This window comes from Actinoplanes sp. NPDC004185, assembly GCF_053603475.1.
In genome coordinates this window covers 103,109-129,589 of record NZ_JBSGFR010000019.1, presented here as the reverse complement: position 1 = coordinate 129,589, position 26,481 = coordinate 103,109, and the positions used below count along the sequence as shown (strand labels likewise).

The 26,481-nt window shown below is 70.2% G+C and carries 28 protein-coding genes and 1 pseudogene; 13 read left to right on the top strand and 16 right to left on the bottom strand.

The features are described 5' to 3' along the window. Positions 1 to 56: 56 nt before the first annotated feature. The 9 genes and pseudogenes from ACWEOZ_RS21050 to ACWEOZ_RS21010 all read right to left on the bottom strand — a co-directional run bounded on the left by ACWEOZ_RS21050 (position 57) and on the right by ACWEOZ_RS21010 (position 6,664). Positions 57 to 820: pseudogene (locus ACWEOZ_RS21050) on the bottom strand (sulfite exporter TauE/SafE family protein). Further along, on the bottom strand, positions 793 to 1,035 hold the full coding sequence (locus ACWEOZ_RS21045) for an amidohydrolase family protein (RefSeq protein ID WP_451912367.1): 243 nt from the start codon (positions 1,033 to 1,035) through the stop codon (positions 793 to 795). The pseudogene ACWEOZ_RS21050 and the gene ACWEOZ_RS21045 overlap by 28 nt, the downstream one beginning before the upstream one ends. Beyond that, entirely contained in the window at positions 1,017 to 2,066 is a 1,050-nt protein-coding gene (locus ACWEOZ_RS21040) for an amidohydrolase family protein (protein WP_451912366.1), read from the bottom strand. The genes ACWEOZ_RS21045 and ACWEOZ_RS21040 overlap by 19 nt, the downstream gene beginning before the upstream one ends. Further along, positions 2,063 to 3,745 carry a CocE/NonD family hydrolase gene (locus ACWEOZ_RS21035; protein WP_451912365.1) on the bottom strand — a complete coding sequence of 561 codons (1,683 nt, stop codon included), beginning with the start codon at positions 3,743 to 3,745 and terminating at the stop codon, positions 2,063 to 2,065. Before ACWEOZ_RS21035 ends, ACWEOZ_RS21040 begins: the two co-directional genes overlap by 4 nt. Next, positions 3,742 to 4,059: an NIPSNAP family protein gene (locus tag ACWEOZ_RS21030; RefSeq protein WP_451912364.1), complete on the bottom strand. Its 318-nt coding sequence runs from the start codon at positions 4,057 to 4,059 to the stop codon at positions 3,742 to 3,744. The genes ACWEOZ_RS21035 and ACWEOZ_RS21030 overlap by 4 nt, the downstream gene beginning before the upstream one ends. Before the next feature lie 122 nt (positions 4,060 to 4,181). Then, a complete protein-coding gene (locus ACWEOZ_RS21025; RefSeq protein WP_451912363.1) occupies positions 4,182 to 4,757 on the bottom strand; it encodes an NADPH-dependent F420 reductase in 576 nt (191 codons plus the stop codon). Between the two features lie 59 nt (positions 4,758 to 4,816). Continuing rightward, a complete protein-coding gene (locus tag ACWEOZ_RS21020) occupies positions 4,817 to 5,113 on the bottom strand; it encodes a hypothetical protein (protein ID WP_451912362.1) in 297 nt (98 codons plus the stop codon). A 368-nt stretch (positions 5,114 to 5,481) separates the two neighbouring features. Continuing rightward, the gene (locus tag ACWEOZ_RS21015) at positions 5,482 to 5,775 is read right to left on the bottom strand and encodes a DUF3040 domain-containing protein (protein ID WP_451912361.1); all 294 of its coding nucleotides are present in this window, start codon (positions 5,773 to 5,775) and stop codon (positions 5,482 to 5,484) included. A 37-nt stretch (positions 5,776 to 5,812) separates the two neighbouring features. Further along, the gene (locus tag ACWEOZ_RS21010) at positions 5,813 to 6,664 is read right to left on the bottom strand and encodes a universal stress protein (protein WP_451912360.1); all 852 of its coding nucleotides are present in this window, start codon (positions 6,662 to 6,664) and stop codon (positions 5,813 to 5,815) included. Between the two features lie 273 nt (positions 6,665 to 6,937). Here ACWEOZ_RS21010 and ACWEOZ_RS21005 point away from each other — a divergent pair, with 273 nt between their 5' ends. From ACWEOZ_RS21005 to ACWEOZ_RS20995, 3 genes are all read left to right on the top strand, one after another. Beyond that, positions 6,938 to 7,846: a universal stress protein gene (locus ACWEOZ_RS21005; protein WP_451912359.1), complete on the top strand. Its 909-nt coding sequence runs from the start codon at positions 6,938 to 6,940 to the stop codon at positions 7,844 to 7,846. Between the two features lie 82 nt (positions 7,847 to 7,928). Continuing rightward, complete coding sequence (locus ACWEOZ_RS21000; RefSeq protein ID WP_451912358.1) at positions 7,929 to 9,194, top strand: NAD(P)/FAD-dependent oxidoreductase; 1,266 nt, start codon at positions 7,929 to 7,931, stop codon at positions 9,192 to 9,194. 150 nt (positions 9,195 to 9,344) lie between these two features. Continuing rightward, complete coding sequence (locus tag ACWEOZ_RS20995; RefSeq protein ID WP_451912357.1) at positions 9,345 to 9,674, top strand: TraR/DksA family transcriptional regulator; 330 nt, start codon at positions 9,345 to 9,347, stop codon at positions 9,672 to 9,674. 61 nt (positions 9,675 to 9,735) lie between these two features. Here the strand turns inward: ACWEOZ_RS20995 and ACWEOZ_RS20990 are convergent, their stop codons facing one another. From ACWEOZ_RS20990 to ACWEOZ_RS20980, 3 genes are all read right to left on the bottom strand, one after another. After that, positions 9,736 to 10,962 (bottom strand): Ig-like domain-containing protein, encoded by a 1,227-nt coding sequence (locus ACWEOZ_RS20990; protein WP_451912356.1) that lies wholly within the window; start codon positions 10,960 to 10,962, stop codon positions 9,736 to 9,738. A 178-nt stretch (positions 10,963 to 11,140) separates the two neighbouring features. Next, entirely contained in the window at positions 11,141 to 11,470 is a 330-nt protein-coding gene (locus tag ACWEOZ_RS20985; protein ID WP_451912355.1) for a hypothetical protein, read from the bottom strand. Between the two features lie 666 nt (positions 11,471 to 12,136). Beyond that, complete coding sequence (locus ACWEOZ_RS20980) at positions 12,137 to 12,598, bottom strand: GNAT family N-acetyltransferase (protein ID WP_451912354.1); 462 nt, start codon at positions 12,596 to 12,598, stop codon at positions 12,137 to 12,139. Between the two features lie 115 nt (positions 12,599 to 12,713). Here ACWEOZ_RS20980 and ACWEOZ_RS20975 point away from each other — a divergent pair, with 115 nt between their 5' ends. Genes ACWEOZ_RS20975 through ACWEOZ_RS20955 form a run of 5 tightly spaced genes read left to right on the top strand, consistent with a single transcriptional unit; the run spans position 12,714 to position 15,685 of the window. Further along, entirely contained in the window at positions 12,714 to 13,052 is a 339-nt protein-coding gene (locus ACWEOZ_RS20975; RefSeq protein WP_451912353.1) for an ArsR/SmtB family transcription factor, read from the top strand. A gap of 1 nt (position 13,053) precedes the next feature. Beyond that, the gene (locus ACWEOZ_RS20970; protein ID WP_451912352.1) at positions 13,054 to 13,698 is read left to right on the top strand and encodes a dihydrofolate reductase family protein; all 645 of its coding nucleotides are present in this window, start codon (positions 13,054 to 13,056) and stop codon (positions 13,696 to 13,698) included. A gap of 10 nt (positions 13,699 to 13,708) precedes the next feature. Then, on the top strand, positions 13,709 to 14,170 hold the full coding sequence (locus tag ACWEOZ_RS20965; RefSeq protein WP_451912351.1) for an SRPBCC domain-containing protein: 462 nt from the start codon (positions 13,709 to 13,711) through the stop codon (positions 14,168 to 14,170). Between the two features lie 14 nt (positions 14,171 to 14,184). Further along, a complete protein-coding gene (locus ACWEOZ_RS20960; RefSeq protein WP_451912350.1) occupies positions 14,185 to 14,652 on the top strand; it encodes a hypothetical protein in 468 nt (155 codons plus the stop codon). Positions 14,653 to 14,695: 43 nt separating this feature from the next. Then, the gene (locus ACWEOZ_RS20955; RefSeq protein ID WP_451912349.1) at positions 14,696 to 15,685 is read left to right on the top strand and encodes a hypothetical protein; all 990 of its coding nucleotides are present in this window, start codon (positions 14,696 to 14,698) and stop codon (positions 15,683 to 15,685) included. 64 nt (positions 15,686 to 15,749) lie between these two features. On the opposite strand, the gene ACWEOZ_RS20950 is transcribed toward ACWEOZ_RS20955, so the two are convergent. After that, positions 15,750 to 17,027: a hypothetical protein gene (locus ACWEOZ_RS20950; protein ID WP_451912348.1), complete on the bottom strand. Its 1,278-nt coding sequence runs from the start codon at positions 17,025 to 17,027 to the stop codon at positions 15,750 to 15,752. Positions 17,028 to 17,250: 223 nt separating this feature from the next. Between ACWEOZ_RS20950 and ACWEOZ_RS20945 the strand changes: the two genes are divergently transcribed. Beyond that, positions 17,251 to 18,075: an SCO6745 family protein gene (locus ACWEOZ_RS20945; protein WP_451912347.1), complete on the top strand. Its 825-nt coding sequence runs from the start codon at positions 17,251 to 17,253 to the stop codon at positions 18,073 to 18,075. A gap of 193 nt (positions 18,076 to 18,268) precedes the next feature. Here ACWEOZ_RS20945 and ACWEOZ_RS20940 read toward each other — a convergent pair whose 3' ends face one another. Genes ACWEOZ_RS20940 through ACWEOZ_RS20930 form a run of 3 tightly spaced genes read right to left on the bottom strand, consistent with a single transcriptional unit; the run spans position 18,269 to position 21,584 of the window. Then, positions 18,269 to 19,618 (bottom strand): DUF4832 domain-containing protein, encoded by a 1,350-nt coding sequence (locus ACWEOZ_RS20940; protein WP_451912346.1) that lies wholly within the window; start codon positions 19,616 to 19,618, stop codon positions 18,269 to 18,271. A 26-nt stretch (positions 19,619 to 19,644) separates the two neighbouring features. Then, complete coding sequence (locus ACWEOZ_RS20935; protein ID WP_451912345.1) at positions 19,645 to 19,785, bottom strand: hypothetical protein; 141 nt, start codon at positions 19,783 to 19,785, stop codon at positions 19,645 to 19,647. Continuing rightward, a complete protein-coding gene (locus tag ACWEOZ_RS20930; RefSeq protein WP_451912344.1) occupies positions 19,782 to 21,584 on the bottom strand; it encodes a DUF4832 domain-containing protein in 1,803 nt (600 codons plus the stop codon). Before ACWEOZ_RS20930 ends, ACWEOZ_RS20935 begins: the two co-directional genes overlap by 4 nt. A 141-nt stretch (positions 21,585 to 21,725) precedes the next feature. Here ACWEOZ_RS20930 and ACWEOZ_RS20925 point away from each other — a divergent pair, with 141 nt between their 5' ends. The 4 genes from ACWEOZ_RS20925 to ACWEOZ_RS20910 all read left to right on the top strand — a co-directional run bounded on the left by ACWEOZ_RS20925 (position 21,726) and on the right by ACWEOZ_RS20910 (position 26,466). Continuing rightward, the gene (locus ACWEOZ_RS20925; RefSeq protein WP_451912343.1) at positions 21,726 to 22,607 is read left to right on the top strand and encodes a carbohydrate ABC transporter permease; all 882 of its coding nucleotides are present in this window, start codon (positions 21,726 to 21,728) and stop codon (positions 22,605 to 22,607) included. Positions 22,608 to 22,621: 14 nt separating this feature from the next. After that, positions 22,622 to 23,503: a carbohydrate ABC transporter permease gene (locus ACWEOZ_RS20920; protein ID WP_451912342.1), complete on the top strand. Its 882-nt coding sequence runs from the start codon at positions 22,622 to 22,624 to the stop codon at positions 23,501 to 23,503. A 29-nt stretch (positions 23,504 to 23,532) separates the two neighbouring features. Next, complete coding sequence (locus ACWEOZ_RS20915) at positions 23,533 to 24,879, top strand: ABC transporter substrate-binding protein (RefSeq protein WP_451912341.1); 1,347 nt, start codon at positions 23,533 to 23,535, stop codon at positions 24,877 to 24,879. A 90-nt stretch (positions 24,880 to 24,969) separates the two neighbouring features. After that, on the top strand, positions 24,970 to 26,466 hold the full coding sequence (locus tag ACWEOZ_RS20910) for a glycoside hydrolase family 36 protein (protein WP_451912340.1): 1,497 nt from the start codon (positions 24,970 to 24,972) through the stop codon (positions 26,464 to 26,466). Positions 26,467 to 26,481 lie beyond the last annotated feature (15 nt).

Below are 26,481 nucleotides of genomic sequence, written 5' to 3'. Positions count from 1 at the left end.
CACCGGCAATAGCCAATGCGAAATGGTGAAGCAGCGATTTACCGTGACGCAATCAATCAGGTGAGCGCGCGCACCAGCAGGACCGAGCCGATGGCGGTGCCGAAAGTGACGATGAGCGCCTTCAGAATGCGCGGGGGCAGCCGCCGGGCCAGCAGCGCACCCGCGTAGCCGCCGACGACGGTCGACGGAGCCAGGATCAGCACGACCGGCCAGTCGACCGGGCCGAAGAGCGCGAACGTCAACAGAGTGACGGCGCCGACGGTGGCGGACAGGACGTTCTTGAGAGCGTTGAGACGGTTCAGCGTCTCGTCGAGGACCAGGGCGAGTGCGGCCACGTACATGACACCCATCGCGGCGCCGAAGTAGCCGCCGTAGACTGCCCCGGCGAAGACGACGACCTGCAGCGCGATCGCCTGCCGGCGGGGGCTGAGCGCGCGCGGATGACCGACCAGGCCGCGCAGCCGGTCCTGGAAGTGCAGCGCCGCGGCCGCGGCCAGCACCAGGAACGGCACGATGAGCTCGAACGCGCGAGCCGGCGTGACCAGGAGCAACGCGCAGCCGGCGGCCGAGCCGGCGACACCCGCGGGCAGCACCCGGCCGAGCCGGTGCTGTTGCCCGGCGAGGTCGGCCCGGCTGCCCAGCACGCTGGACAGGTAGCCGGGAAAGACCGACACGGAGTTCGTGACGTTCGCCCCGACCGGGGCAGGCCGGTCATGAGCAGAGCCGGGAACGTGATCAGTGAGCCGCCGCCGGCCAGCGCGTTCACCCCTCCCGCGAGGACGCCGGCCAGGATCAGCAGGAGGACGCGTTCGAGATCCACGTGGTCTGCCGGCCTTTCACCGGGATGCCGGCCCGCCAGACCGCCGAGATCCTGGCCGGGTCGGCGAGCAGGGAGACGTCGCGCAGCGGGTCACCGTCGACGATCACGACGTCCGCGTCGTAGCCCGGCCGCAGCTGCCCGGAGAGCGGCGCCTGCCGGCCCAGGGTGGCCGGGCCGTTGGCGGTGGCGGCCTCGATCACGTCCAGCGGCTCCATGCCGATCTCGTGGAGCAACGCCGCCTCGCGCCCGTGCCGTCCCCAGGCGGCCGGGCATCGCCGGTGCTCTGGATGTCCGACCCCATCGCGATCCGCACGCCGGCCCGGTGGGCCCGGGCGATGTTCTCCCGGTGCAGCTGGGCGATGCCCCGCACCTTCCGGATCGCGTACGGCGGGAGCAGCTCGCTGTCCAGCAACTCCTGGACGATCGTGAGGGTGGGCACCAGGATCGCCCCGGCCTCCGTCATCGCCTCACAGGCCTCGTCGTCGAGGTAGCTGCCGTGCTCGATGGTCAGCGCCCCGGCCTCCAACGCCGCCATGATCCCCGGCTTGCCGTGGCAGTGCGCCGCGACACTGCGCTCGGCGAGCCCGGCCACCTCCACCACGGTGCGCAGCTCCCGGACGGTCAGCTCCTGATGGATCGGATCGTCGATGACGCTGAGCACGCCGCCGGACGCGCACACCTTGATGATCCGGGCGTTGTGCCGGAGCTGCTCGCGTACCGCTTTGGCGCACTCGGCCTCGCCGTCCGCCAGGCGGAAGCCGGCGCCCGCGCGCCCGCAGTCGTGCACCCAGGCCGTAGGCAGGGTGTGGATGTCTCCGTGACCGCCGGTGGCCGACAGCACCGAGCCCGCCGCGTAGATCGCCGGGCCCGGCACGAACCCCTCGGCGACCACCGGAGCCAGGTGCAGCCCCATCCCGCCGAGCTCCCGGATGCTCGTGACACCGGCATCGAGCGCGCGGCGCAGGCTCTGCGCACCCCGGGCCGCGCGGGTCGCGGGATGCTCCTGCACGAGCTGGGCGAAATCGAAGGAGCCCGGGCGGCCGCCGTTGAGATGCGTGTGGCAATCCCACATTCCCGGCATGACGGTACGGGCCCGGACCGGCTCGGCCGTCGCGGATCCGGCCGGAGCACCGCCGCGCGGACCCGCGTAGGTGATGACCGGGCCGTCCATCACGACGACACCGTCGTGGACGGGCGCGCCGCGGCCGGGGATCAGCAGGTCCGCCTCGATGCGCTGCACGCTCACGGGGTCCTCGCGATCACCGGCACCGTCAGCCGGCTCGGATGCCGCGGTCCGTGGAAGATGCGGTTCACGGCGACCTCGACGCCGGCCGTGGGGTTGCGGTCGTAGCGCGGGAAGTCGCTGCTGGACACCTCGAGCCGGATGCGGTGCCCGGGCAGGAAGACGTTGGAGGTCACGCCGAGCCCGATCGTCGCCTCGACGATCTCGCCCGGCTCCAGCGGCTGCGGCCGGCTCAGCGAGCTCCGGTACCGCATCCGGCAGATGCCCTCGCACAGGATGATCGCGCGACCGTCGGGGAAGACGTCGACGAGCTTGCCGGTGACGTCGGTGTCGGCCGCGGTCGAGGACACGTGCACGGTCAGGGTGACATGGCCGGTGACCTCCAGCGGCGCCACGAGCGATTCGCCGGTGTAGCAGAGGACGTCGTCACGACGTTCCACCTCCGCCTGATCGGTGGGGCCGGCGAGCCCGTCGACGCCGAGGGTCGCTCCGCCCACGGTCGGGACCGGGTGGCGCGGATCGTAGGAGAACGAGTCGCTGCGTTCCTCGACAGCCGGGGCCCGGTGGAGCCGTCCGTCGCCCTCGGAACTGTTGGCCCGTCCCGCACTGTGCAGGAAGCGGTCCTCGTACCGGGTGCCGGGCAGGGGCCAGTCGTCCTCGTCGCGCCACTGGTCGAGGCCCATGACGAAGATGCGTACCCGCGCGCCGGGGTCGGTGTCGTCGTGGCCTTTGACCCACCGGTCGAAGAACCGCAGATGCGCCTGGGTGATTGCCGCCGCCCTGACCGACCCGGCGAGGCCGAACGAACGGTCCGGGAAGACACCGAGATCGGCACCGTCACCGTGCCCCCACGGGCCGATGACCAGCCGCTGCCCTTCCCGGGCCGCCGCACTGCCACCGCTGCGGCGCATGGTGGTGTACGAGCGGACGACCTCCCGCGCGAACACGTCGTACCAGCCGGTCAGGTTGAACGCCGGAACGGTGATCGCCGCACTGCGCTCCAACGCGGACCGGGATCGCCAGTACGCGTCGTACTCCGGGTGGGCCAGCATCTCGCCGAGCCAGGGCAGGCCCCGGACGATGGCGTCGTGGCGGCCGATCAGCATGTCGACATCGCCGAGCGCGTCCCGGATCTCTGCCGAGGGCCCGTCGCTCTCCTCGCGTGACAGGTTGGCCATGGCCATGCGGGCCGACCAGTTGAGCAACGTGCCCTGCGCCAAGGCGCCCTGCGCCGAGTGCCAGGCCCCGTACGGGTCGGCCGAGGTCATCAGGGGAGCGATCGCGCGCAGCACCGGCGGGGCCTGGGTGGCCGCCTGCCACTGCGGGAAGCCCATGTAGGAGGCGCCCCACATCCCCGCGCGGCCGTCGCACCAGGTCTGCCCGGCGATCCAGGCCAGGGTGTCGACGGTGTCGCTCCGATCGAAGCGGTGCGGTTCCAGCCGGCCGGGGGAGTCCCCGGTGCCCCGGACATCCTGGACGACGACCAGGTAGCCGTGGTCGGCCAGAGCCCGGATGTCGGGCAGTTTCGGATTGCCCAGGTGCGCGGTCGAGGTCCGCCCGTACGGGGTGCGCGTCAGCAGGACCGGCCACGGACCGTTCCCGGCCGGGCGCCACAGATCGGTCGCCAGGGTGACGCCGTCGCGCATCGGCACGGCGACACCGGACTCGATGACCAAACTCATGAGAGCGTGGAGGAGCCGGTCGGCGCCAGCCGTACGGTGACCGCTGCACCGGCCAGAATGTGACCGAGACGCGGCCTGATCTCGGCTTCGAAAAGCGGATCCCGGTGCACCCGAGCCACGATTTCTTCGCGTTCCTCCGCATCGCGGAACTTACGGATCCAGACGAAAGCGTCCTCGTCCTCGATATCGGTGAACGCGCCCACGACCATCATTCCGGCGGCCTCATGCACGGGAATGACCTGCTCGTCCATCCACTGAGCCAATTCTTTGCCGCGGCCCGGCACCGCCGTTTCCCGTCGGATCTCGTAGAACACGCCAAGCTCCTTTTCGGCTTCCCGGTTGCCTTGCGGCCAGGCTAAGCCGGGAGCTCGACGTGATCCAATGTCCTTTGGTTAACCGGCCATTTACCGTCGTGCAATTGCCAGCCGGCGATCGATCAGGCGACGACGCCGAAGCCTCCGGTCCAGGCGATCTTCTCGCCGGCCGCCAGGGTGAGCTGGAGGAAGCCGATCGCTTCGAGCTCCCGGGCCCGGCTCAGGACGCCCGCGTCCACGGCGCGCAGGCCGCCGGTGGTGATCACACCCGCCAGCAGGGCCTTGGCGTCCGCGTCGTCGCCGGCGATCAGGACGGTGGTCGGCAGCGAGCCGACAGCCCCCGAGACCAGGGTGGCGGCGAAGTTGGTGTTGAACGCCTTGAGCACCCGCGACTGCGGCAGCGCGCGGGCGATGTCGGCGGCGGCCGAGGAGTCGGCGGCGACGTTCAGCGAGTCGAACGTCTCGAAGTTCAAGGGGTTGGTGATGTCGACGACGACCTTGCCCGCGAGCTGGTCGGCGCGCTCGGCCAGGATGGCCGGCACAGCCCCGTGGGGGACGGCCAGGACGACGATGTCGCCGGTGACCGGCTTGCCGGTGTCGGAGGAGCTGAACACCTCGACGGTGTTGCCGCCCTTGGTGACCAGGCCGGCGATCGCCGAGCCCATGTTCCCGGTGCCGATGATGCTGATGTGCGCCATGACCGTTCCTCTCGTGGAAGTGGATTTACTTGAAGCAACAACTAATACGGTAAGCTGAATTACTTGAAGCTGCAACTACCTGGGGCAAGATGTAACGGGAGACACCCCGCTTCGACCACGAGGTCGGCGCGCTGGTGATGGACCGGGTGACCCGGCTGCGCCGGCTGAACGCCGGTCCACGGCGAGATCGAGGCGGAGGGCACCGCGATGATCGGCAACGACGCGCCGTGCGGCAGCCGGGTGGCGGTCCGGCCGAGCAGGAGGTTGCACACCGATCCGTGCCCACGGTTGCTGATGACGAGCACCGCCGGTGCCGACGCGGAACCGTCGGTGGCCCAGGCGATGGTCGTGCACATGGCCCCTCCTCAAGGAGTCGGACCTCCTCGCCGAAACGGGGGAGGAGTTGAGGCTCGCAACGTGCCGTGGTTGCCGACGCGCGGCAATGGGGAACGGCCGTTGCTGCATGCGGCGCGCATGTCGGCGTGGTCGGGACCGCGTCACCATCGGACCAGGCGTCGGACCTGACCGATCGCCGTCGCAGCACCCGTGGGCACGCCGAGACATCGAACGCCACGGTGCGCGTTCGCCGGCCTTCCCCCGTGGGCCGCTGGAGTGCATCGTCGCGAGCGCGTTCCGATGTACCGCCCTCGGCTGTGTGACATGCCGGTGCGCGAGGCGACCCCGGGCAGGTCCGACGCTTCTCCCTGCCGTTGCCCCGGAACGGCTACGGCCGTGGCGGTCGCCGGTCGTCGGGGGAGCGGAGGTGGTGGGTCAGCCAGATGCCGCCGCTCACGGCCGCCACGCACACCGCGATGAGCGCCATTCCGCGGCTGCCCATCAGCACGGCGAAGCCCATGACCAGCGCGGCCGCGAGCAACCACCCGCGTGCGGTCATGCCCCGCCATTCCTGGGGCGAGCGCAGCGGGAGCCGGCCGAATCGCTGCGTGAACTCCGGATCGTCGGACCGCGGTTCCTGTTCGATCTGCGTCAATCGGCGCTGTTCGGCGTCGTTGAGCATGTCTGTCTCCCTTCGGGTCGGCGACGGTGTCGTCGCGTCAATGCACGTCCTGGGGTGCGGGAACCACCAGCACCGGGCACGAGGCGTGCTCGATCAGGCTTCGCGACGTCGAGCCCATCACCAGGCCGCGGAAGCCACCCCGGCCTCGCGTACCGACGACCAGCAGGCCGGCCGCGGTGCGGTACGCGAGGTCGATCAGTGCGGACCCGACCGAATCGCCCGACACGACCTCGGTGCGGTACTTGACGTCGGGGTGGCGCGTACCGGCCCCGAGCGCACCCGCGTCGCCCGCTGTGGCCCAGAACGCGGAGCTGCTGCCGGCCGGCTGGTGGTGGGCCACGATCAGCTCGACGTCGCGGAGCTGCGCCTGCGCGAAGGCGACCTCGGCCGCCCGGTTGGCCCCGGGCGAGCCGTCGGTGCCGAGCACGACCGGCGCGCCTTCCAGCGGACTGTCGCCGCGTACCACCACGACCGGGCAGCGGGCATGGGCTGTGGCCTGGGTGGCCACCGAGCCGACCAGGAGCCCGGCGAAGCCGCCCAGGCCGCGATGACCGAGGACGAGCAGCTGGGCATCGCTGGAGGCGTCGACCAGTACCCCGCCGGGTGATCCGTCGATCAGCCGGGTGGTCACCGGCACGAGCGGATGGACGGCGCGGACCTCGTGCGCGGTCTGCGCCAGGAGATCCAGCATCGCCGCCCGGGGGCCCTGATCATGCTGATCGTAGGGCGCGTGGAACGGCGGCAGGATCACCGGCCAGCCGAACGCGTGCACGATCTGCAGGCCACAGCCGCGCCGCAGCGCTTCGCCGGCGGCGTGGTGAACAGCCGACAAGGCTGCCGTCGAACCGTCGAATCCGACAAGTACCGGCAGCGGTGAAGGGGAACGCATGATGTCTCCTTCCTGATCCGTATCGGAGCCCTCCGGCGATTTCAGCCGCCACCTCCACCATGGGCTCGGCCGCGGCGTACCGGCAGGTTCCGCGGCGGACAAGTCGGCGACCGTGGGCTGCCGATCACCGGCAACGTGCTGGTACGGCTGCCGCGTTGACTGCCGGCCGTCGGCAACGTGGAGCTCCCGGATTGGTGGCTCGCTCTCCTGCCCTGTCGCCGAAGTCGCGACAACCATGGTGCTGCGGACCCGTTCCCGTGACTGGAGGCAGAGATGAGACACCTCGACGTCGTCGTCGGCATCGACAGCTCGGAGCAGAGCCGGGCCGCGTTGCGGTGGGCCGCTACGGAGGCCCGGCGCAACGACTCTCCACTGAAGATTGTGACTGCTCACGAGGCGTCGGATGTTTTCGCGCAACAGCCCGACGAGATCGCGGCCGCGGCCGTCGCGGAGGCGCGGGCTCTGGCGCCGGGCGTCGAGGTTTCCGGCGCCGCCGTCGTCGGTGATCCGGCCTCGGTCCTGCGGCAAGTCGGCCGCACCGCCGCCATGCTCGTGGTCGGCAACCGCGGGCGCGGCGGCTTCACCAGCCTGCTGCTGGGCTCGGTCAGCCAGCAGGTGGTCACCCGGGCGGCCTGTCCCGTGGTGGTCGTCCGCGGCCGGCGGGAAACCCCGTCCGGCCCGGTCGCGGTCGGCGTCGACGGCTCGGTCCCGGCGAACCGCGCTCTGGCGCGGGCGTTCGACCAGGCGCAGCGGCGTGACGGCGAACTGCTCGTGGTGCGCAGTTACCCCATGCCGATGCCGCCGTACGGGATGGCTGTGCCGCCGTTGCCCTACGACCCGGACGCGGTCCGGCGGGATGTGGCCCGTGACCTCGACACGACCCTGACGCCGTGGCTGGACAGGTACCCGGCGGTGCGGGTGAGGACCCGCATCGAGCCGGGCAGCGCCGCGAAGAACCTGATCGACGTCTCCCGCGCGGCGGGTCTGCTGGTCGTCGGCAGCCGTGGGCACGGCGCGCTGGTCGGCAGTCTGCTCGGCTCGGTCGGCCAGCAGCTGCTCCACCACGCCGACTGCCCGGTCATGATCGTCCACCCGGAACAGCGGACCGGCCTGCGTCAGCGCCGGGGGAGCGGCCGGCCGGCGCGGCTGGTTGCCGGGCGTCGGCAGGAAGTGAGGCCGTAGATCGGCCGATGCCGCCCCTCGCCGGCCGGCCGGCCCGCGGAGACGATGGTGGGTCGGTGCAACCGCAGAGATGAGGTACGACGTGTCTTCCTGGTATCAAGGGCGTGGCTCGCCGGGTGAGGTCGCGGTCATCGGGGCGGGGATGGTGGGCCTGTCCACCGCCTGGTTCCTGCAGGAGGCCGGCGTGCAGGTCACGGTGTACGAGCGGCAGCACGTGGGCGCCGGCGCATCCTGGGGCAACGCCGGATGGCTGACGCCGGTACTGACCGCACCCCTGCCGGAACCCGCAGTGCTGCGCTACGGCCTGCGCGCCGTGCTGAGTCCCCGGTCACCGGTGTATCTGCCGCTCCGGGCCGACCGCGACCTGCTGCGTTTCCTCGCCTCGTTCGTCAAGCACAGCACAGCTCGGCGGTGGAAACGCGGGATGGCCGCCTACGTCCCGCTGAACGAGCGTGCGCTGGAGGCGTTCGACGTGCTGGCCGCGGGCGGCGTCACCGCGCCCACGACGAAGGCGGCCGCCTTCCTCGCCTGCTTCGCCCGCGAGCGCGACGCCCACGGTCTGCTGGCCGAGCTGGAACAGATCGCCGCCGCCGGTCAGGAGGTCGACTACCTACGGGTCTCCGGCCGGCGGGCCCGGGTCATGGAACCGGCGCTGACCGGCCAGGTCGGCGCTGCCGTGGAGATCCGCGGGCAGCGCTATCTGCACCCGCCGGAGTTCGTCCGGTCCCTCGCCGGAGCGGTACGGGCCCGCGGCGGCCGGATCGTCGAGGACGCCGAGGTGACCGACCTGCGGCACGGTGCCGACGAGGTCGATGTGGTCTGCCGATCCGGCGAGCAGACCCGGCACGACGCGGTGGTGGTCGCCACCGGCGCTGCCCTGGGCGCCCTGACCGCGAGCTTCGGGGTGCGGCAGCCGGTCCAGGCCGGTCGCGGCTACAGCTTCAGCGTGCCGGCCGCGCGGATGCCCGCCGGGCCGCTGTACTTCCCGCGGCAGCGGGTCGCCTGTACGCCGCTGAACGGCCGGCTGCGGGTAGCCGGGATGATGGAGTTCCGGCGCCCCGGCGACGCCCTCGATCCGCGGCGGATCGCTGCCGTCGTGGACGCCGTACGCCCGTTCCTGACCGGCGTGGACCTCGACGACCGCCGCGACGAGTGGGTGGGTTCCCGCCCGTGCACCGCGGACGGGCTGCCGCTGGTCGGCCCGACCGCCGCCCCGCGGGTGTTCGTCGCGGGCGGGCACGGCATGTGGGGCATCGCGCTCGGTCCCGTCACCGGGCAGTTGCTGGCCCAGACCGTGCTCAAGGGCGAGGCGCCGCCTGAGCTGGCGCCGTTCGACGCGCTGCGCTGACCGCTCCGCCGGCGCACCGGCTGTCGAGCCCGGCGCGAACCGGCCGAGGCCCTCCCGCGGAGTCGTTGCATCCAGGAACGACCACCAGGGCGAAGCCACGCAGCTTCGGCCCCGTTTTGTTTTCCCGCTTCTTTCTCGAAAGGCAATCCCATGAGCATCGACCACCGGACCGTCGACCACAGTTGGCTCGCCGACTTGCGCGCATCCCTGTCGGCCGACTTCGCCACCCAGACCGCCCGGCTGCGGGAACTGACCGAGATCAACGCCGACACCGGGGACCCCGGCGAGGCCCACAACCGGGCCGAGCTGCTGGTCGCCACCCGGCGCACCATCGAGCAGATCACGGGTGCTCTGCGCCGGATCGCCGAGGGCACCTACGGCGTCTGCGAGAAGTGTGACCGCAGCATTCCCGTGGAGCGGCTGGAGGTGCTTCCGCACGCGCGCTTCTGCGTGCCGTGCCAGGAGAGGGTCAGCGGATGACGTAGGCGGCGGTTGCCGTGCCACCGCGGCGGCACGGCAACCTGTCCGTCACAAGCGAGCGTCAGCTGCCGTACCGGTCGAACGGGACCGTCCAATCGCCCAGGCCGTTCCAGATCGGCAGCTCGCGGGGGGTGTTCTTGACGTCGACGATGTCGCCGACGAGGAAGGTGTTGTAGACCCACTTGGCGTCAGCCGTGGTGAGGTTGATGCACCCGTGCGACAGGTTGGCCCGGCCCAGTGAGCCGTTCCACGGAGCGGCGTGCAGATATTCGCCCGAGTAGCTGATCCGGGTGCAGAACTCGATGTTCTCCGACACGTAGTAGTTCGGGTCCTTGGGGTCGGTGACGCCGTAACTGGCCGAGCTCATCGTGTGCTTGCGCTTCTTGCCCAGCACCACGTGCGGACCGCCCGCCGTCCAGTAGCTGATGCGCTCGCCGTTCGCCCCGGTCGTGCCGCCGCCCTTGCCGAGGCTGCTCTTCATCGTGCGGACGAGCTTGCCGTTGATGTAGACCTTGGTCAGGTGGGTGCGGTTGTCGCTGACGGCGATCAGCTGCCGGCCGATCCGGAAATTCGTGGACGCGTTCTTGGCGCCGTAGGTCGTCTTGCCGAGCTTCACGCCGTACATGTTGACGTTGACCTTGATGGTCGTCCCGGCGGCCCAGTATTTCGCGGGCCGCCAGTGCACGGTCTTGTCGTCCTTCCAGAAGAACTTGCCCTTCACCGCGGGCAGGGTCGTGATCTCGATGGCCTTCTCGGCCGCTTTCTTGTTGACCGCGCGGCTGAACGCGACGATCACCGGCTGCCCGGCACCGTACGTTTTGCCCTCTTTGAGGGCGAGCATGCCGTTGGCCTGGAACGTGACCCGGGCGACGTTCTCCGGCTTCAGCGTGCTGAAGGTGGTGCTCTCGGTGGTCGCCTTGCCGGCACTGTCGGCCGCGGTGACGGCGACCGTGTACTTCTTGCCGTACGCGAGGTCCTCCGTCGACTGCCAGGTCCCGTCGTCCTGTAGCTTGCCGTCGATCTTGGCCTTGCCGGCGGTGACGGTGACCGACTGGAGCTTGCCGTCGGCGGCGCTCACGACGATCGGCTTCACCGGGAGCACATCGGTGTCCCCGTCGGCCGGCGTCACGCTGAGCGTGACGGGCTTGGCGACTGCCTGCTCGATGTTGGCGGCCGGCTCGACCCAGCCCGCGTTGTCGTCCGCCTTGCCGGACGAGGAACACCCGGCCGCCGTGGCAACCGCGGCCATGCCCACCGCGCCGATGATCACCTTGCGTCGCTGAATCATTACTCTCACATTCGAGGGAAGCCGACCGGCGCCATCCAGGCCCTGCCCTCATAGACGGGAGGGGGACCCGAAACGTTGCGTCCTTCTTCGAAAGAGGATCATCTTGACAGATCTGGATCCCGGCCGGTACCCCGGATCCATCGACAGGGGCGGTCGTGCGGCCCGGGCGGTCAGGCGGTCAGTGGGTGACGGCCGGCTTGGCGCTCGCCCAGAGCAGGGCGAAGTGGCCGGCGAAATGCGCGCCCAGCTTGCTGTCCGACGGGAACTGGAGGAAGACGCGTTCGTCGAACCGCACCGGCATCGGCCCGGACAGCAATCCGACGAAGCCTGCGAAGAATGTCTGATCTGCTCGGATCAGGTGCGGTCCCGGTGGCGTGCAGTACCGGCGGTAGCCGATCCGGCGCTGGGCGGCCGCCGGCCAGGTGGCGACATGACCGGCGACTCGCCGCTCAGCCTCGAGCAGCTGCGGTCGCAGCTGTTCCGGTTCGTAGACGGCGGCCGCCTGCATGACAGTGGCGCCGTAGCCGCAGCGGCTGCGGCACGGATCCGCAGGGCGGCCGCGTCGGTGCCGTAGAGAGTGCGGACCAGGGCGCGTTCATTGCGCTGGGCCCGGCGCACCGCGCGGACGCGGATGAGGGTGAGTGCCGTGAGAGCCAGGCCGAGCAGCCCTGCCGCGGTGTTCACCAGGTCGAGAACCACAAGCCTCACGGTCGCACACCGTGACAACATGGTTACGCATTTAAATGATTGCAGTGGTGCGCTCCGACCGTCGTGGCTACCCTCACCGCGACGTTGTTGCTGACGATGGCCCGGGCACGCCGCGAAGTGCCCTGCGTGATGACTGCTGATTCGAGGGGGCGTGGTCGCTCCACCGCGCTGAGTCCCGCCATCCGGGTGCGGTCCGGGAGGGACCTTCAGGCCGCCCGCCGACGCCGCGGGCATCGCGCCGATGCACGGGACGAACCTCGGCACGCTCCTGCGTACCTGTGACGCGGTGGGCGCGTGTCTGGCCGTACCGCCGTTCCGATGGGCTGATGAAGCCCTCGCCCGAGGCAACACGCTGCGCCGGCCCACCTGCGTGCACCGGGTCGGGGATCCGGCCGGCTGGCTGGCGGCCGAGCGGGCCGGCGGCTCGCGCATCGTCGGGGTGGAGCTGGCCGACGAAGCTGAGCGCTCAGCGGACGTAGTGCCGCAGCCGCACCGCCTCTCCGCGGGGACCGCTCCAGCCGGCGGTCGTGGTGTGCGTGTACCGCCAGCCCGTGGCCTCGGCGAATGCGGCTGCGGGGGAGCCCGGCTTGTCGACGAGGCGCAAGATCAGCCGGCCGCCGGCCCACACGCTCACGTGGTCGAGCAGGGCGCCGGCAACCTTCAGGCGCCGGGCCGCGGGCGCCACGAACAGGCGGGTGACCTCCCGGCCGTTCTGGACGGCGACGTGCCCGTCGATGACCTCGGGTGAGCTCTGGGCGACCCAGGCCTGGTCGAGCTGCGGCCGGTCCAGCCAGGCCCGGGGATCCGACGGCCATTTCATCGGATAACCGTCGGTCAGGCGCACCTCACGCAGCATTTCCACACACCGGTCGAGATCCTCGGACCGCCGGGCTCGGATGGTCAGGGGCCGGATGGTCAGGTTGCTCACCCCAACATCATGACCCAACGCCGGCGCGGCCCCGACGGCGCAGGCGGACGCGCCAAGCCGATCCGTCGCGCTTTGCCGGTTGACCCAGCCCCGTCCGTCAGCAATAGTAAGGCGCGTGCCTAAGTATCACGATGATCTCGACGCCGTGCTCCGCGCTCTCGCGGATCCGACGCGCCGCGCCGTCGTGGAACGGCTGGCCAAGTCGCCCGCCGTCGTGTCCGAGCTCGCGGCCCCGTTCTCGATGGCTCTGCCGTCGCTCATGCAGCACCTGCGCGTCCTCGAGGACGCGGGGCTGGTCACCTCGGAGAAGCACGGACGCGTCCGCACCGTGAGCCTGCGACCGGGCGCCCTCGACGTCCTGCACCTGTGGCTCGACGAGCAGCGCACCCCGGCGGAACGACAGGCCGACCGGCTCGGCATTCACCTGACCCGCACCAACCCGAAGGAAACCTGACATGACCCGTGTTCGTATCGACCTGTTCGCCTCGCTCGACGGCTACACCTCGGGCGGCCAGGGCCCGGACAACCCGATGGGGGAGGACTGGGGTCCCCTCACGGCGGCCTGGGCCGCGACCCGAACGTTCCATGAGCGCGTCTTCGGTGACACCAGCGGCGCCGGCACCACCGGCGTCGACGACAGGTACGGCTCCGCGCACTTCGAGAGCATCGGCGCCGAGATCATGGGTGCGGCCATGTTCGGGCTGCACACGTTCCCCGACGACCCGGACTGGAAGGGCTGGTGGGGTGACGAGCCGCCGTTCGGCACCCCGGTCTACGTCCTGACCCACACCGCGCCGCGTCCGTCGATCCCGATGCCGGGCGGCACGACGTTCCACTTCCGCAACACCGCCATCGAGGACGTGCTGGCCGAGGCGACCGAGGCGGCCGGCGGTCTGGACGTACGCGTCGGCGGCGGGGTGACCACCGCCCGCGCTTTCCTGCGCGCCGGCCTGGTGGACGACCTGCATGTCATGATCGCGCCGATCGTGCTCGGCCGGGGTAACCGGCTGTGGGACGACCTGCGCGGCCTCGAACACACCCACAAAGTGACGACGGAAGTGGCCGAGAGCGGCACGATCCACGTCACCTTCACGCGATAGGACCCCACCGATGACGATCGAACGCCGCCTCGCCCGCTCCGGGTTCAGCCTGACCCGCGACTACCCTGTCCCCGTCGCGCGCGTCTGGGACTCGTTCGCCGAGGAGAAGCAGAAACTGGCCTGGTGGGGCGCCGGCGACGCGATGGAGCCGAGCGAGTGGGCCTTCGACTTCCGCGTCGGCGGACGCGACGTCGCCGAGGGAAGATTCCATAATGGACCGCTTTCCCGGTACGAGGCCACGTACACCGACATCGTCGAGCACGTCCGCATCGTCACGACGTACGACATGTGGCTCGACGGGATGCACATGTCGACGTCGGTGGCGTCGCTGGAGCTCGACCCGATCGACGACGGCACCCGGTTCACGCACGTCGAGCACGGCGTGTTCTTCGACCAGTTCTGGGCCGACGGGCCGGAGCGGGAGCGAGGCAGCCGGGGCCTGCTCGAATCGCTGGGCCGATACCTGAAGTGACATAGTCGCGGCAGATGATCGACGAGAGGACCGTCATGGGTGGGTCGGGGTGGGAGTACTACGTTCCGTACCAGTCAGATCTGCAGGCGGCTCTGGACGAGCTGCGCCGGCGGGTGCTGGACAGTGGTGATTACTGGTGGGCGGTCCCGTACGAGTTCGGCCGGCCGGCCCGCGAATACCCGGACCGGCCCCGGACCGAGGACGAGCTGTGGGCCGCGGAGGCCGTTCAGGAGTCCGGCACGCACTCCATTCTGGACGTCAGTGAGGTGGTGACCGATGACGGGACGCCCGATCACGGGGCCGTCCAACCGGTCACCGAGGCGGAGGCGATGGAACAGCTGGGCGTCGCCCAGCTGACCCGCGCGCACGTGGGGGCGCTCCAGTCGCTCGCCGCGGAGCGATGGTCCGGCCGCTGCGCGGTCCTGTACGACGCCGCCGGCGAGCCCAGCGAAATCTATTTCTGGGGCTCCTCCGGCGATTAGCCGCCGCCGTGCCGATCGCGCTGTGACGCTATGGGAGACAGGGATGACCCAGTTCTGGCTTGAAGTGCAGCTGAATGTCGACACCAGCCGGGGATCGCTCGCCGATGCGGCGTACGTCTGGTTCGACACGCTGACCGAGGCGCTGACCCCGGCCGAGCGGGCCGAGCTTGCCGGCCTGCCGGCGGCGACCCGGCTCAACCCGCTGGCGGATGGCCCGCAGGGCGAGCCGGGCGGGTTGTACGGCCTGATCGAGGTGGACCGGTCGGTCGGCGGCGGCTACCCGACAACCCAGCGGCGTCATCTGTCCGACGAAGGCTGGGCGTGGCTGCGAGCCGAGCTGACCGATCTGCCGAAGAAGGTCACGGTGTGGATCGGCCGCTTCACCGAGAACGGCTTCCTCGGCGGTCGGTTGATGTACGCCAGGGCGTGGCCGTTACGGGACACCCCCGGCTGGCTGGTCCTCGACGCTCAGGTGCCGGCCGACGACTTCACCGACCCCGGCTCCGGGCCGGCCGAGCAGCAGCGGTGGCTCGATGCGATCCGGCAGGCCGCGGACCGGCTCAACCCGAGCTACGGCCAGATCGACTACTGGCGGGACAAGGGCAACACCGCGCTGGAGAGATGCTCCAAGGGGCTAACGCGGAACGCGCAACTGGCGATTCCCCAGACCCGGGAGCGGCTACGCGGCTACTCCTGGCTGACGATCGCCGCGCAGGAGGTCGCGGAGAAGCTCGGTGGTGCCGCTGCGCTGGCTGCCACCGGCGCATTCGCCGAGGTGGAACCGCTCGCCGAGGGCGGGGTCTGGCTCCTGGCCACGGAGGACTTCGCCGACTACGGGATGAAAGCCGCGGAAGTGGTGTTCCGCGCGGTGGCTCCGGCACTGCCGCCGGGCGCGCCCCGGCTACGCGACGTCTACGGCGAGCCGCCGACGTTCGTGGTGATCGCCGATCCGTCAGCGTCGGACAAACTGCAAGACTGCCAGGCACCCGCGCAGAGTCGCGGAGGCGCGGAGGCGGCAGCCGGCCCGGAGTAGTCAGCCCGCCGACCAGGTGGCCAGTTCAGAACCTGCCGGGTTGTCATTGCAGGACCGGGTTCGATCAGGATTCCTCTTTACTCCCGAGTTGCCGCTGGGCCCGCTCGGTGACCTCTCCGGAGACCTTGCCGATCATCGATCTGGCCCGTCCGAGAGCATCCGTACTGAAGCGACTGGCGACCCCTACGCCCTCCGCCCCGGTCTCCAGGACTTTGTCCTTCACCTCCGACCCGGTGTCGAGGACTCTGTCGCGCACTTCCACGGCCGCGTCCCGCCATCGCTTGGCACTGCGTGACTGACGATCGCCTTCGATGCCGAGTCGTCCGTTGAAGGCGACCACGTGGGTTGCCACGTGGTTGGCCGAATGGACCACGGCGCGCGACGTGGTCGGGTTCAGCAGGACCTTCGCGTTGGCCGTGCCGGCGGCCGCGTCCATCCGCGCCATCAGGCGCTCGGTGCTGCGCGAGATGAGTTCGAGGCGTTTCCGCCGGGCGGTCCGGATGGCGACGCGATGCTCTTCCAGCCCTTCCGGGGACGCGTCCAGCACCCGGTCGAGTTCGAGCACGGCGACCGCGTCCTGGAGTTGGAAACAGCGGGCCAGCACGGCGAGCCACTCCTGAACCTTGATCTCGGCTTCCCTGGACGTCTTCGCCAGCTCACCGACCTTGGACTGGGTCTCCAGCTTGTCGGCGATGGCATCGAGCTGTCGCAACGCATACGCCTGGGTCCGGGCCAGTGGCAGCGGCGTGGCCTGCACTTTCGACCAGGTGACCGCGGAGACCCGGCCCACCTGTTCCCGGATGGTCAGCGCCTCGTCGATGACCAGTTCCACCCCGATCATGTCAGCCACCACGGCGTCGGTCTGGGCTCGGAGCACGGCGTCGACCTTCGCGTCGATCACGGCGAGATAGTCGGTGATCTCGTCCATGGCCTGTTGCATCGCGAGTTGCGCCATCAGCCCGGCAGCACCGGTCAGGAGAGCCGGGTTGGTCAGCACCCCGCTGACGGTCTGCCCCCGCACAATCTCCAGCAGGCCGGTGATCTTGCCGTGGTCGGTCAGCACGGCGCGGCTGACGTCGCTCTGCGAGCCCGGCATCAGGTTGTACTTCTTCATCGCCTGAGCAGACTCGGCGGTCAGCTGAACCCAGCGACCGGAGTGCTCGGCGATCTCTGAGCCGCCTTTGGCAATCGTGGATCCGGTACGGAGGGCCGAGCTGAGCCGTTCCAGTCCGAGGTCCTTCGACGGCAGTCGCTCTGTGGTCAGGAAACGATCGACAGCCGCCGGATGTCCGATGACCGCCAGGCCATCGCCGTCACTGATCAGCTGGATCTCGCTTTCCAACGTCTGCTCCTCAGGGTATGCCGTGAATGGCCACACGCTACCGTCAGCGTCGACGACCTCACCATGGGCTACTCGACTCACCGCCGCGACGTTCGGTCGCCGTTGAGGCTCCTCCTGATTGCGTTGTTGCCGGCCGGAGTTGTCGGATCCGGGCCGCGCTGTTCGTAGCTACGGTGAACGCCGCCCACGAGGGCGTCGTCACGATCACCGGAGGTGCCCGCCGATGTCGCATCCACAGGTCAAGGTCCACCGCATGTTCGAGCTCGTCGAGCCGATCGCCACCGTCACCTTCTCCGAGGTGCCGAACGAGGCGTTCCTGGCCCTGGGCATGCGCAACTACTGGGACGGATACTTCGCGGGCCGCGCGGCGCCGCTGGGGCTGGCACCGGCCGCGGTGGTGCATGCGGTCTTCTACAACTTCGCCGACGGTGAGGTGACCCGTCACATCCCGTGGGTCTGGGGGAAGATCACCCCGCAGGAGGCGATCGCCGTGCGCGAGCGGGGCAGCGCCTCCGCGCTGCGGCAGCTGATCGGGGAGCTGGCCGACTCGCCGGGCCTGGCGCGCGCCGCTGACCTCGCCACGCGGGCGGCGGTCAGCGCACCGACCGAGGGCCGGGTGCTGTATGCCGGACTCAAGGCGCTCGAGGTGCCGGCGGAGCCGGTGGCCCGGCTCTGGCACGCGGCGACGTTGCTGCGGGAGCACCGCGGGGACGGCCACAACGCCGCCCTGGTCGCGGACGGCATCGGCGGCACCGAGGCGCACGTCCTGCTCGCTCTGTCGCTCGGCATGAGGGCGCACGAGTTCGGCCGGGTCCATCACCTGCCCAGGGCGCAGCTGGCCGCTGTCGTCGACGGGCTGCGGGGCCGTGGCCTCGTGGACGCCGCCGGCGGGTTCACCGACGCCGGCCGGGAGCTCAGGGAGCGGATCGAGTCCCGCACCGACGAGCTGGCGGCGCCGGCGTACGAGGTGCTGAGCGCGGGCGAGCTGGACGAGCTGATCGCCGGGCTCGAACCGATCGCCGCCGCCGTCCAGGCCGCAGCCGACTGAGCGGCGACGAGCCGGCGACCGCGACCCAGCTGAACTTCCGGACCGCCGCCGACCGCAGCAGCGGCGGATGGAATGGGCATGCAGGTGCCGGGGAGGGCACCGGCATGCCGGCCGGGCCGGACCGCCGCCCCGCCCGCAGGGTCGAGCGGGGCATGTCACTCCATTCTCTCGGGACGAGCAGTCACCGGATCTGCTAACGGGCCTTGAGGGACCCCAGGGTGAGCCACCCGGACACGGTGTCCTGACCGGTGTTGGCGAAGCGCAGCGGGATACCGCCGGGCATGGGGTTGGGCAGCCGCATGACGATGTCGTAGCGGCCCGGCCGCAGGCCCAGGGTGTTGATCCGGGACGACAGCTGGGTGGGCTCCTCGCCGGGCTGGATGCCGGCCACCGTCCAGCGGGTGGGCCAGCGCCGCACGATGCGGCCCGAGCGGTCGACGGCGGCGAGCTCGGCGGGCCAGTCGTAGTAGAACGGCGCGGTGCCGCGGTTCGCGATGCCTACCGATACGCGGTCGCGGGTCAGTTTCGTCTCGGTGACGGTCAGTTCGTAGCCCAGCGACTTGGCCGCGGTCACGGCCCGCTGGTACTTGTCGCCGGTGAAGCCTGCCCCGGCGAACGCGGCGTGGTTGATCAGCCAGGAGGCGTGCGTCGCGTGCACGGATGCGGTGTAGTCCTCGTACTGGTCGCAGCTGACCGGCTGGTCCCACAGGCACGACTGGATCTCGGGGCGCAGCTCGCCGCCGATGGGCTGGCGGCGCCATTTGTCCGTGACGCCTTCGTCGATCAGTCGTTGGACGAAGTGCCAGGACGTGGGCGGCAGGGTCTCGAAGGCGAACGAGTCGTCGTGGTAGCCGATGTCGAGGTTCTTGTTCTGCGCGCTGGGATAGCGCGCCAGCAGCCGGGTCTCGTCGAACGCGGACTCGTAGCGCTGCAGGATCCGGGTGAGGATGTCGTCGCCCGGCATCCAGTTCTCCGGCTCGGTGGTGCCGTCGTGGGGCCAGGTGTGCCACTCGCCCCAGAAGCCGATCAGGCCCAGGGTGATGAAGCCGATCCGCGGATCGCCGTCGTACCGCCGGCCGAGGGCGGTGATGAAGTTCTCCAGGGCCGCGACCAGGCGGGGGTCGTTGTAGTCGGGGGCGACGCTGACGCCGTCGTTGCCGAAATCGGCGTACGGGCGGGTGAGCAGTCCCTGGTCGAGCAGGTACCGCGGGATCCCGCTGGGACGGCCGGGATAGTCGAGATAGAACCGGAACACGCCCTGGTGCCCGCGGCCGGCGATGGCGCCCAGCTGGGTCTCGAACGCGGTCCAGTCGAACTGTCGCGGTCCGGTCATCACGTCGCTCAGCGGCAGGTAGAACCATTCCATGCTGTGCGGGAAGGTCCGGTGGTCGCCGGCGAACGGCAGGAAGCCCTTGAGGGGGTTGTCCGCCGGGGCGGAGGAGTAGGGCAGCGACGTCCACGCCGGATTCGCGACGGCCGGCGTGCCGGCGGTCAGGGTGAGGGCGGTCAGGACGGCGACGGCCGCGCGCAGTGATCTTCGCATGGGGGCTCCTCGGTTCAGGGCGGGCGTCAGCCGACGGTGATGCGGTCGATGTCGGGTGCCCAGCCGGTGGGGTTCGCGATGGTGATGGCGGCGGTGCCGGCGGGCAGGCTCAGCGTGACGGTGGCCGAGCCCACGGTGTTCCAGTCGGCGGTCGGGGCGAACGTCACCGTCTGCCCGTTGACCACAGCCGTACGGGTGACCGCCGACGAGTAGTGGATGGTGACCGCGGCCGCGCCCCGCCGGTGCCTCCGGCGACACCGTTGACGGTCAGGGCCGCACCGTTGCCGATGTAGCCCACCTTCGAGCCACCGGAGCACGCCGCGCAGGTCGCCACGACAGCGCCGTTGGTCAGCGTGTTGCCCGCGGCCTCGGCCTCGTAGCTGACGGGCGAGCCGCCGTTCGAGGAGCCGACGGTGACGGCCCCGAGGCCGAGCCAGCCGTCGGACTGCTGGGTGGCGTTGGCGAAGCGCAGCTTCTTGGCGTCGGCGGTGACGGACTCCAGGGGGTTCTTGACCCGCAGCACCCACTGGTAGTTGCCGGCGGCGACGCCGGAGAGGTTCACGCTGTGCTGGAAGTACTGCCGGTGGCCGAAGTCGCGGTAGCTGGGGTCGGCACCGGCGTTCCACTCGGGGAAGTTCCGGATCGTCAGCGGCTGGACGGTACGCAGGTCCCAGGGCGTGTCCCAGGTGCCGACGACGCCGGCGCTGTTCTTGAGGCCGAGGGTGACCGTCCAGGGGTAAGAGAACGGCGCCACGCCGGTGTTGGCGATCCGGACGCCGACCTTGGCCGTGCCGCTGGCGGTGTCGGTGTCGGTGTAGTAGGCGTTGTCGACGGTGAGGTTGTAGCCCATCAGCCGGACGGCGGCGGCCACGTTGGCGTCACCGGCGGCGTAGTTACCGCTCTGCTCGTTGATCATCCAGGTCGGGTGCAGCAGTTCGATGCAGGCCTTGAGGTTGTCGACGGCGCCGGAGCCACCGGGCCAGTTCTGGAAGGCAGTCGACTGGATCTCCGGCCGCAGCTCGCCGCCGATCGAATTGGTGATCCACTTGTTCTCGGTGCCGGCGGCCAGGGTCCGGGTCAGTTGCGAGTAGGACGCTCCGCCCAGCGACGCGGGCAGGGTCACGCCCTGCAGCGGTGAGCCCTCGCGGTAGCAGAACGAGTCGTCGTGGTAGCCGATGTCGCGGCTGTTGGCGGCTCCGCCCGCGACGTCCGGGTACCGGATCTCCAGCTTCGTACGGTTGAAGGCGTTGTCGAACGCGGCGACGAGCTGGGCGCCGTTGGCGTCGGTGGGCATGTAGTTCGGCCGCCCGTCGGCCGTGTCGGTGTCATAGGGCCAGGTGTGCCACTCGCCCCACAGCCCGACCAGTCCCATGTGGATGAAGCCGAGGCGGGGATCGCCGTCGTAGCGGGCGCCGAACGCGGCGATGAAGTTCTTCAGCGCGGTGATCGCGAACGGGCTGTCGTAGTCGGGGTGGGTGACGTTCCAGTAGGTGTCGGCGCGGTTGGCCACGGTGCCGGTGAAGCACGGCGGGATGGCGTTGGCGGGGTGGGTGCCGGTGCCGCCGGGGTAGGTCAGATAGACGCGGATGGCGGCCTGATTGCCGTTGTTCGCGGTCTCGGCCAGCATGCTGTCCACGATGGACCAGTTGTAGCTGCCGCAGGTCGACGCGTTGGTCATGATCTCTGACAGGCCGAAGTATCCCCAGGTCAGCGAGTGGGGGTAGCCGACGTTCTGGCCGGCGCCGGGGGAGTAGAACTTCGCCCATCCCTTGAGCGGGTTGTCGACCGGGCCGGGCGCCGCGGTCAGTGGGTGGGCCTGGAGCGCCGGGTCGGGGGTGGCGGGCGCCGCCGGGCGTGGGGGCGGGCCGGCCGGGGCGGCCTGCGCACCGGCCGGGGCGAGCAGGACCGATGCGGCTCCGATGAGGGTGGCGGCGAGAGCCACCAGGACGGGGCGAGCTGACTTCATGGGGATCTCCGATGGGGGTCGGGGTCTTGACGTTACGGGCTCATTTCGAGGAGCTATTGACAAAATATTGAAGGTCTACATCATTATTCGAGAACGGGGCGGCTGGCAAGAGCTGACCCGGATCCGGATATGAGGCGACCGATGAGCTCGACGAAACAGCGCGACGACCGTCGTGCGGCGTGGTGGTTCCTGCTGCCGGTGGCGGCGGGTTTCGTGATCTTCTACGGCTATCCGGCCGCCCGCGGCGCCTGGTACTCGGTCACCGACTACACCATGCTCAACACGCCCTCGTTCGTGGGCGCGGAGAACTACACCAAGCTGCTGGCCGACGACCAGTTCTGGCGCTCCTTGCGGGTCACGGCCTGGTACGTCGTCCTCAACATCGTCTCCCAGACCGTGCTGGCGCTGGGCATCGCGGCCCTGATGCACCGGCTGACCGGCTCGGTGCTGTTACGGGCGACGCTGCTGGTGCCGTGGCTGGTCCCCAACGTCACCATCGGCCTGCTCTGGATGTGGCTGCTCGACACCAACCTGGGGTTCGTCAACCACCTGATCACCTCGTTCGGCCTGGCCCCGGTCGGCTTCCTCACCGACGCCACCCTGGCCATGCCGTCGGTCGCCGGCATCAACACCTGGGCCTACACCGGCTACACCGCGCTGCTGCTGTACGCCGGGATGCTCCAGATCCCGTCGTACCTGTACGAGAGCGCCGCGATCGACGGCGCCGGCGAGTGGCGGATGTTCCACCGCGTCACCCTGCCGCTGCTGCGCCCGGTGCTGGCGCTCGTGCTGGTGGTCTCCCTGATCGGCTCGTTCCAGATCTTCGACACCGTCGCGGTCACCACCCAGGGCGACCCGGCCTCGGCCACCCGGGTCATCTACCTCTTCATCTACGAGCAGGCGTTCAAGTACTTCCACCTGGGCTACGCCGCCGCCGCGGCGGTCTGCCTGGCGCTGATCCTCGGCGTGTTCACCGCCGTACAGATGCGTCTGCTGCGGGCGTCCCGCTCGGACCTGGCGTAAGGGGCCTTACTCATATGCGCAAGACCTTCCGTCCCGGCCGGTTGCTGGCGTGGACGCTGCTGGCCGTGGTCGTCGTGGTCACCGTCTTCCCGTTCTGGTGGATGGTCCGCACGGCGCTCACCCCCGCCGCCGACCTCTACACCGACAACGCCGGCCTGCTGCCGCACGACCCGACCCTGATCAACTTCGCCCGGGTGCTGGGCCTGACCGCCGAGGCCGAGGCGCGCGCCGCCGGCGGTTCGGGCGCGCAGCTGCACTTCACGCGGTACCTGCTCAACTCGGTGGTCTACTGCACGTTGATCGCGGTGTTCCAGACCCTGTTCTGCGCGATGGCCGGCTACGCCTTCGCCCGGCTGCGCTTCCCCGGCCGCGACCTCACGTTCGCCGTGGTGATCAGCGCCCTCATGGTCCCGCCGATCTTCACGCTGCTGCCCAACTTCGTCCTGGTCAAGGATCTCGGCCTGATCAACACCATGGCCGGGATGGTCGCGCCCTCGATCCTGATGACCCCGTTCGCCGTGTTCTTCCTCCGCCAGTTCTTCCTGTCCCTGCCCCGCGACGTGGAGGAAGCCGCGATCCTCGACGGCAACGGCCCGTGGGGCGTCTTCTGGCGCATCGCCCTGCCGATGAGCCGGGGCCCGCTGATCACCATCGGGATGACCACGACCGTCTGGGCCTGGAAGGACTACCTCTGGCCGCTGCTGGTCGGCCGGGGCGAGGAGAACCGCCTGGTCACCGTCGCGCTCGGCGTGTTCCTGCAGCAGTCGCCCAACACCCAGCCGGACTGGACCGGGCTGATGGCCGCTTCGACGCTGTCGGTCGTTCCCGTGCTCGTGCTGCTCGGCTTCGTCGGCCGGCGGCTGGTCCAGTCGCTGAACTTCACCGGCAACAAGTGATCCCCCCACCCCGCAGAGAAGAGAATCCGATGATCCGTAAGACGCGTGCCGGTGCGGCACTGCTGACGCTGGCCATCGCGGCCGGCCTGACCGGTTGCTCCAGCTCGGGCGACGACGCCGGTGGTGCCGTCACCCTGGACTACTGGCTCTGGGACGACAACCAGAAGGCCTCCTACCAGGCGTGCGCCGACGCGTTCACCGCCGCCAACCCGAATATCAAGATCCAGATCACCCAGTCCGCCTGGGAGCAGTACTGGCAGGGCCTGACCACCCAGCTCGCCGCCGGCGAGGCCCCCGACGTGTGGACCAACCAGGGCTCCTACTACCCGCAGTTCGTCAGCTCGGGCCAGATCCTGGACATCCAGCCGTACGTGACCGCCGACAAGATCGACCTGGCGCAGTACCAGAGCGGCCTGGCCGACCTGTTCACCAAGGACGGCAAGCGCTACGGCCTGCCGAAGGACTGGGACACCATCGCGCTGGTCTACAACACCGACCAGCTCAAGGCCCAGGACATCACCCCGGCCGACCTGAAGGACCTGAGCTGGAACCCCGCCGACGGCGGCACCTTCGAGAAGATCATCGCCAGGGCCACCGTCGACACCGCCGGCCGCAACGGCCTGGACCCCGGCTTCGACAAAACCAAGATCAAGACGTACGGCTACCTGCCCGAATGGGGCGACGGCGCGCAGGGCCAGAACGGCTGGGGCATCTTCGCCGCCGCCGACGGCTTCACCTATCTCGACAAGAACCCGTGGGGCAGCCGGTACAAGTACGACGACCCGAAGCTGGCCCGGACCATCGAGTGGTTCAAGTCGCTCATCGCCAAGGGCTACAGCCCCCCGCTGGACAAGTCGTCCACGCTCAGCCGCGACGCGCTGCTCAATGCCGGCAAGGGCGCCATCACCACCGCGGGCTCCTGGATGATCAACAACTATCTCGGGGACGGAGCCAAGGCCACGTTCGCGTTCGCGCCGCTGCCGGCCGGGCCACAGGGCCGCAAGACGCCGATCAACGGCCTGTCCGACGCGATCTGGGCCGGCACCGAGCACAAGGACGAGGCCTGGAAGTGGGTCAAGTTCCTCGCCTCATCCAGCTGCCAGGACCTCGTCGGCGGCAACGCCGCGGTGTTCCCGGCCATCAAGTCGGCCAGTGACAAGGCCTTCGCCGCGCACAAGAGCAAGGGCCGCGACGTCCAGCCGTTCGTCGACGAGGCGCAGGCCCCCGGCGGCACCTTCTTCCTGCCGATCACCGAGCACGGCAACGAGATCAGCCAGATCGTCCAGGACGCCATCCAGTCCTCGGTGCTCGGCCAGAGCGACTCGGCCACCGCGCTCAAGAAGGCCAACGACCAGGTCAACGCCCTGTTCAAGTAGCACCGACCGGACAACCCGGCGCGGCGGGAACAGCCTCCGCCCGCCGCGCCGGAGCCTTCACCTGACCGCGCAACCCTGCCAAGGAGAACCATGGCATCGCTCATCGAGCTGGCCGGCCGCACGTTCGCCCTCGTCCACGAAGGCCCCGGCCACCCGCGGGCAGCCGACGGTGGCCTGATCCTGCCGCCGGGCCGCGTCGCCCTGCTGCACGAACTGGGCGACGCCCTGTTCTACCGGCACGGGCAGAATTCCTGGAGTCCCTGCGGCTGGCGGCGGCTGAGCGAACCGCCGCTGCGCATCGCTGATCCGCGGCGGCGCCTGACCGCCGACGACGACGTCTGGGACGACCCGGCGCGCCACCACTCCTCGGCGGTGGCCGCCCTCGACGGCGGCGACGGCAACATCCTGCTGCTCGGCGGGCTCGGCCTGGGCACCGCCCGCCTCGCCGCCGACCACGACACCCTGGCCGGCTGGTACGAACACGGCGCCCAGCCCTGGTTCGCCGCCTACGGCCCGGAGGACGAGGTGTTCGCCGCGTACACCAGGCAGCTGGCCGGGCGGCTGGGCCGGCGCAACCGTCGTGCCGGCAACGTCTGGTGCTCGTGGTACGCGTACTACGAGGCGATCACCGAGCAGCAGCTGGCCAAGGACCTGCAGGACCTGCACGGCCTGCCCTTCGACGTGGTGCAGGTCGACGACGGCTGGGAGCTGATGGTCGGCGACTGGGAGCCCAACGACAAGTTCCCGGCCGGCATGCGGGCGCTGGCCGACCGGATCAGCGACGCCGGCATGACCCCCGGGCTGTGGCTGGCCCCGTTCATCGCCCTGCCCGGATCCCGGTTCGCCCAGCGGCACCCCGAGCTGTTGCTCAGAGACACCCGCGGCGAGCCCGTGGTCGCCGGGAACAACTGGGGGACCGGCTACCACGCCCTCGACCTGTCCCGGCCGGCCGCCCTCGACCACCTCGCCGAGGTGATCCACCGGGTCGTGCACGACTGGGGGTTCAAGTACCTCAAGCTGGACTTCATCAACGCCGGGGCGGTGCCGGGCCGGCGCGCCGACGGCGCCGAACGCGAGCAGACCTACCGCGACGCCCTCGCGCTGATCCGTCAGGTCGCCGGTGACGACGTCTACCTGCTGGGCAGCGGCGCCATCCTGTTGCCGTCCCTCGGGATCCTCGACGGCCTGCGCAGCGGGCCCGACGTCGCCCCGATGTGGCAGAACTACGCCAGCGACGACCCGTCCGACGCCATGGCCCGCAACGCCGTGGTCAACACCGTGCACCGGCTCTGGCACCAGCCGCTGACCGAGGTCGACCCGGACGTCGTGTATTTCCGCAGCCGCCTCAACCTGCTCACCGACCAGCAGCTCGGCTGGCTGCGCGACCTGGCCGACATCTGCCGGTTCCGGGCCCTGTCCGACCCGCCCAGCTGGCTCAGCGCCACCGAGCTCGACGACCTGCAGACCTATCTGGCGGCGCGACCGGAGATCCGGCGACGCGGCCGCTACCTCTTCACCGTCGACGGGAGGGAGGTGGACTTCGCCCCGGCGATCACCCCGGCCGCGCAGGCGTACCCGATCACCTGACCCGGCGCCTTGCCA

Coding starts and splice junctions, on each gene's coding strand:
- ACWEOZ_RS21045 (WP_451912367.1), bottom strand. CDS start 1,035: ATGGAGCCGCTGGACGTGATCGAGGCCGCCACCGCCAACGGCCCGGCC.
- ACWEOZ_RS21035 (WP_451912365.1), bottom strand. CDS start 3,745: ATGAGTTTGGTCATCGAGTCCGGTGTCGCCGTGCCGATGCGCGACGGC.
- ACWEOZ_RS21025 (WP_451912363.1), bottom strand. CDS start 4,757: ATGGCGCACATCAGCATCATCGGCACCGGGAACATGGGCTCGGCGATC.
- ACWEOZ_RS21020 (WP_451912362.1), bottom strand. CDS start 5,113: ATGTGCACGACCATCGCCTGGGCCACCGACGGTTCCGCGTCGGCACCG.
- ACWEOZ_RS21015 (WP_451912361.1), bottom strand. CDS start 5,775: ATGCTCAACGACGCCGAACAGCGCCGATTGACGCAGATCGAACAGGAA.
- ACWEOZ_RS21010 (WP_451912360.1), bottom strand. CDS start 6,664: ATGCGTTCCCCTTCACCGCTGCCGGTACTTGTCGGATTCGACGGTTCG.
- ACWEOZ_RS21005 (WP_451912359.1), top strand. CDS start 6,938: ATGAGACACCTCGACGTCGTCGTCGGCATCGACAGCTCGGAGCAGAGC.
- ACWEOZ_RS20995 (WP_451912357.1), top strand. CDS start 9,345: ATGAGCATCGACCACCGGACCGTCGACCACAGTTGGCTCGCCGACTTG.
- ACWEOZ_RS20990 (WP_451912356.1), bottom strand. CDS start 10,962: ATGATTCAGCGACGCAAGGTGATCATCGGCGCGGTGGGCATGGCCGCG.
- ACWEOZ_RS20985 (WP_451912355.1), bottom strand. CDS start 11,470: ATGCAGGCGGCCGCCGTCTACGAACCGGAACAGCTGCGACCGCAGCTG.
- ACWEOZ_RS20970 (WP_451912352.1), top strand. CDS start 13,054: ATGACCCGTGTTCGTATCGACCTGTTCGCCTCGCTCGACGGCTACACC.
- ACWEOZ_RS20965 (WP_451912351.1), top strand. CDS start 13,709: ATGACGATCGAACGCCGCCTCGCCCGCTCCGGGTTCAGCCTGACCCGC.
- ACWEOZ_RS20960 (WP_451912350.1), top strand. CDS start 14,185: ATGATCGACGAGAGGACCGTCATGGGTGGGTCGGGGTGGGAGTACTAC.
- ACWEOZ_RS20955 (WP_451912349.1), top strand. CDS start 14,696: ATGACCCAGTTCTGGCTTGAAGTGCAGCTGAATGTCGACACCAGCCGG.
- ACWEOZ_RS20945 (WP_451912347.1), top strand. CDS start 17,251: ATGTCGCATCCACAGGTCAAGGTCCACCGCATGTTCGAGCTCGTCGAG.
- ACWEOZ_RS20940 (WP_451912346.1), bottom strand. CDS start 19,618: ATGCGAAGATCACTGCGCGCGGCCGTCGCCGTCCTGACCGCCCTCACC.
- ACWEOZ_RS20930 (WP_451912344.1), bottom strand. CDS start 21,584: ATGAAGTCAGCTCGCCCCGTCCTGGTGGCTCTCGCCGCCACCCTCATC.
- ACWEOZ_RS20925 (WP_451912343.1), top strand. CDS start 21,726: ATGAGCTCGACGAAACAGCGCGACGACCGTCGTGCGGCGTGGTGGTTC.
- ACWEOZ_RS20920 (WP_451912342.1), top strand. CDS start 22,622: ATGCGCAAGACCTTCCGTCCCGGCCGGTTGCTGGCGTGGACGCTGCTG.
- ACWEOZ_RS20915 (WP_451912341.1), top strand. CDS start 23,533: ATGATCCGTAAGACGCGTGCCGGTGCGGCACTGCTGACGCTGGCCATC.
- ACWEOZ_RS20910 (WP_451912340.1), top strand. CDS start 24,970: ATGGCATCGCTCATCGAGCTGGCCGGCCGCACGTTCGCCCTCGTCCAC.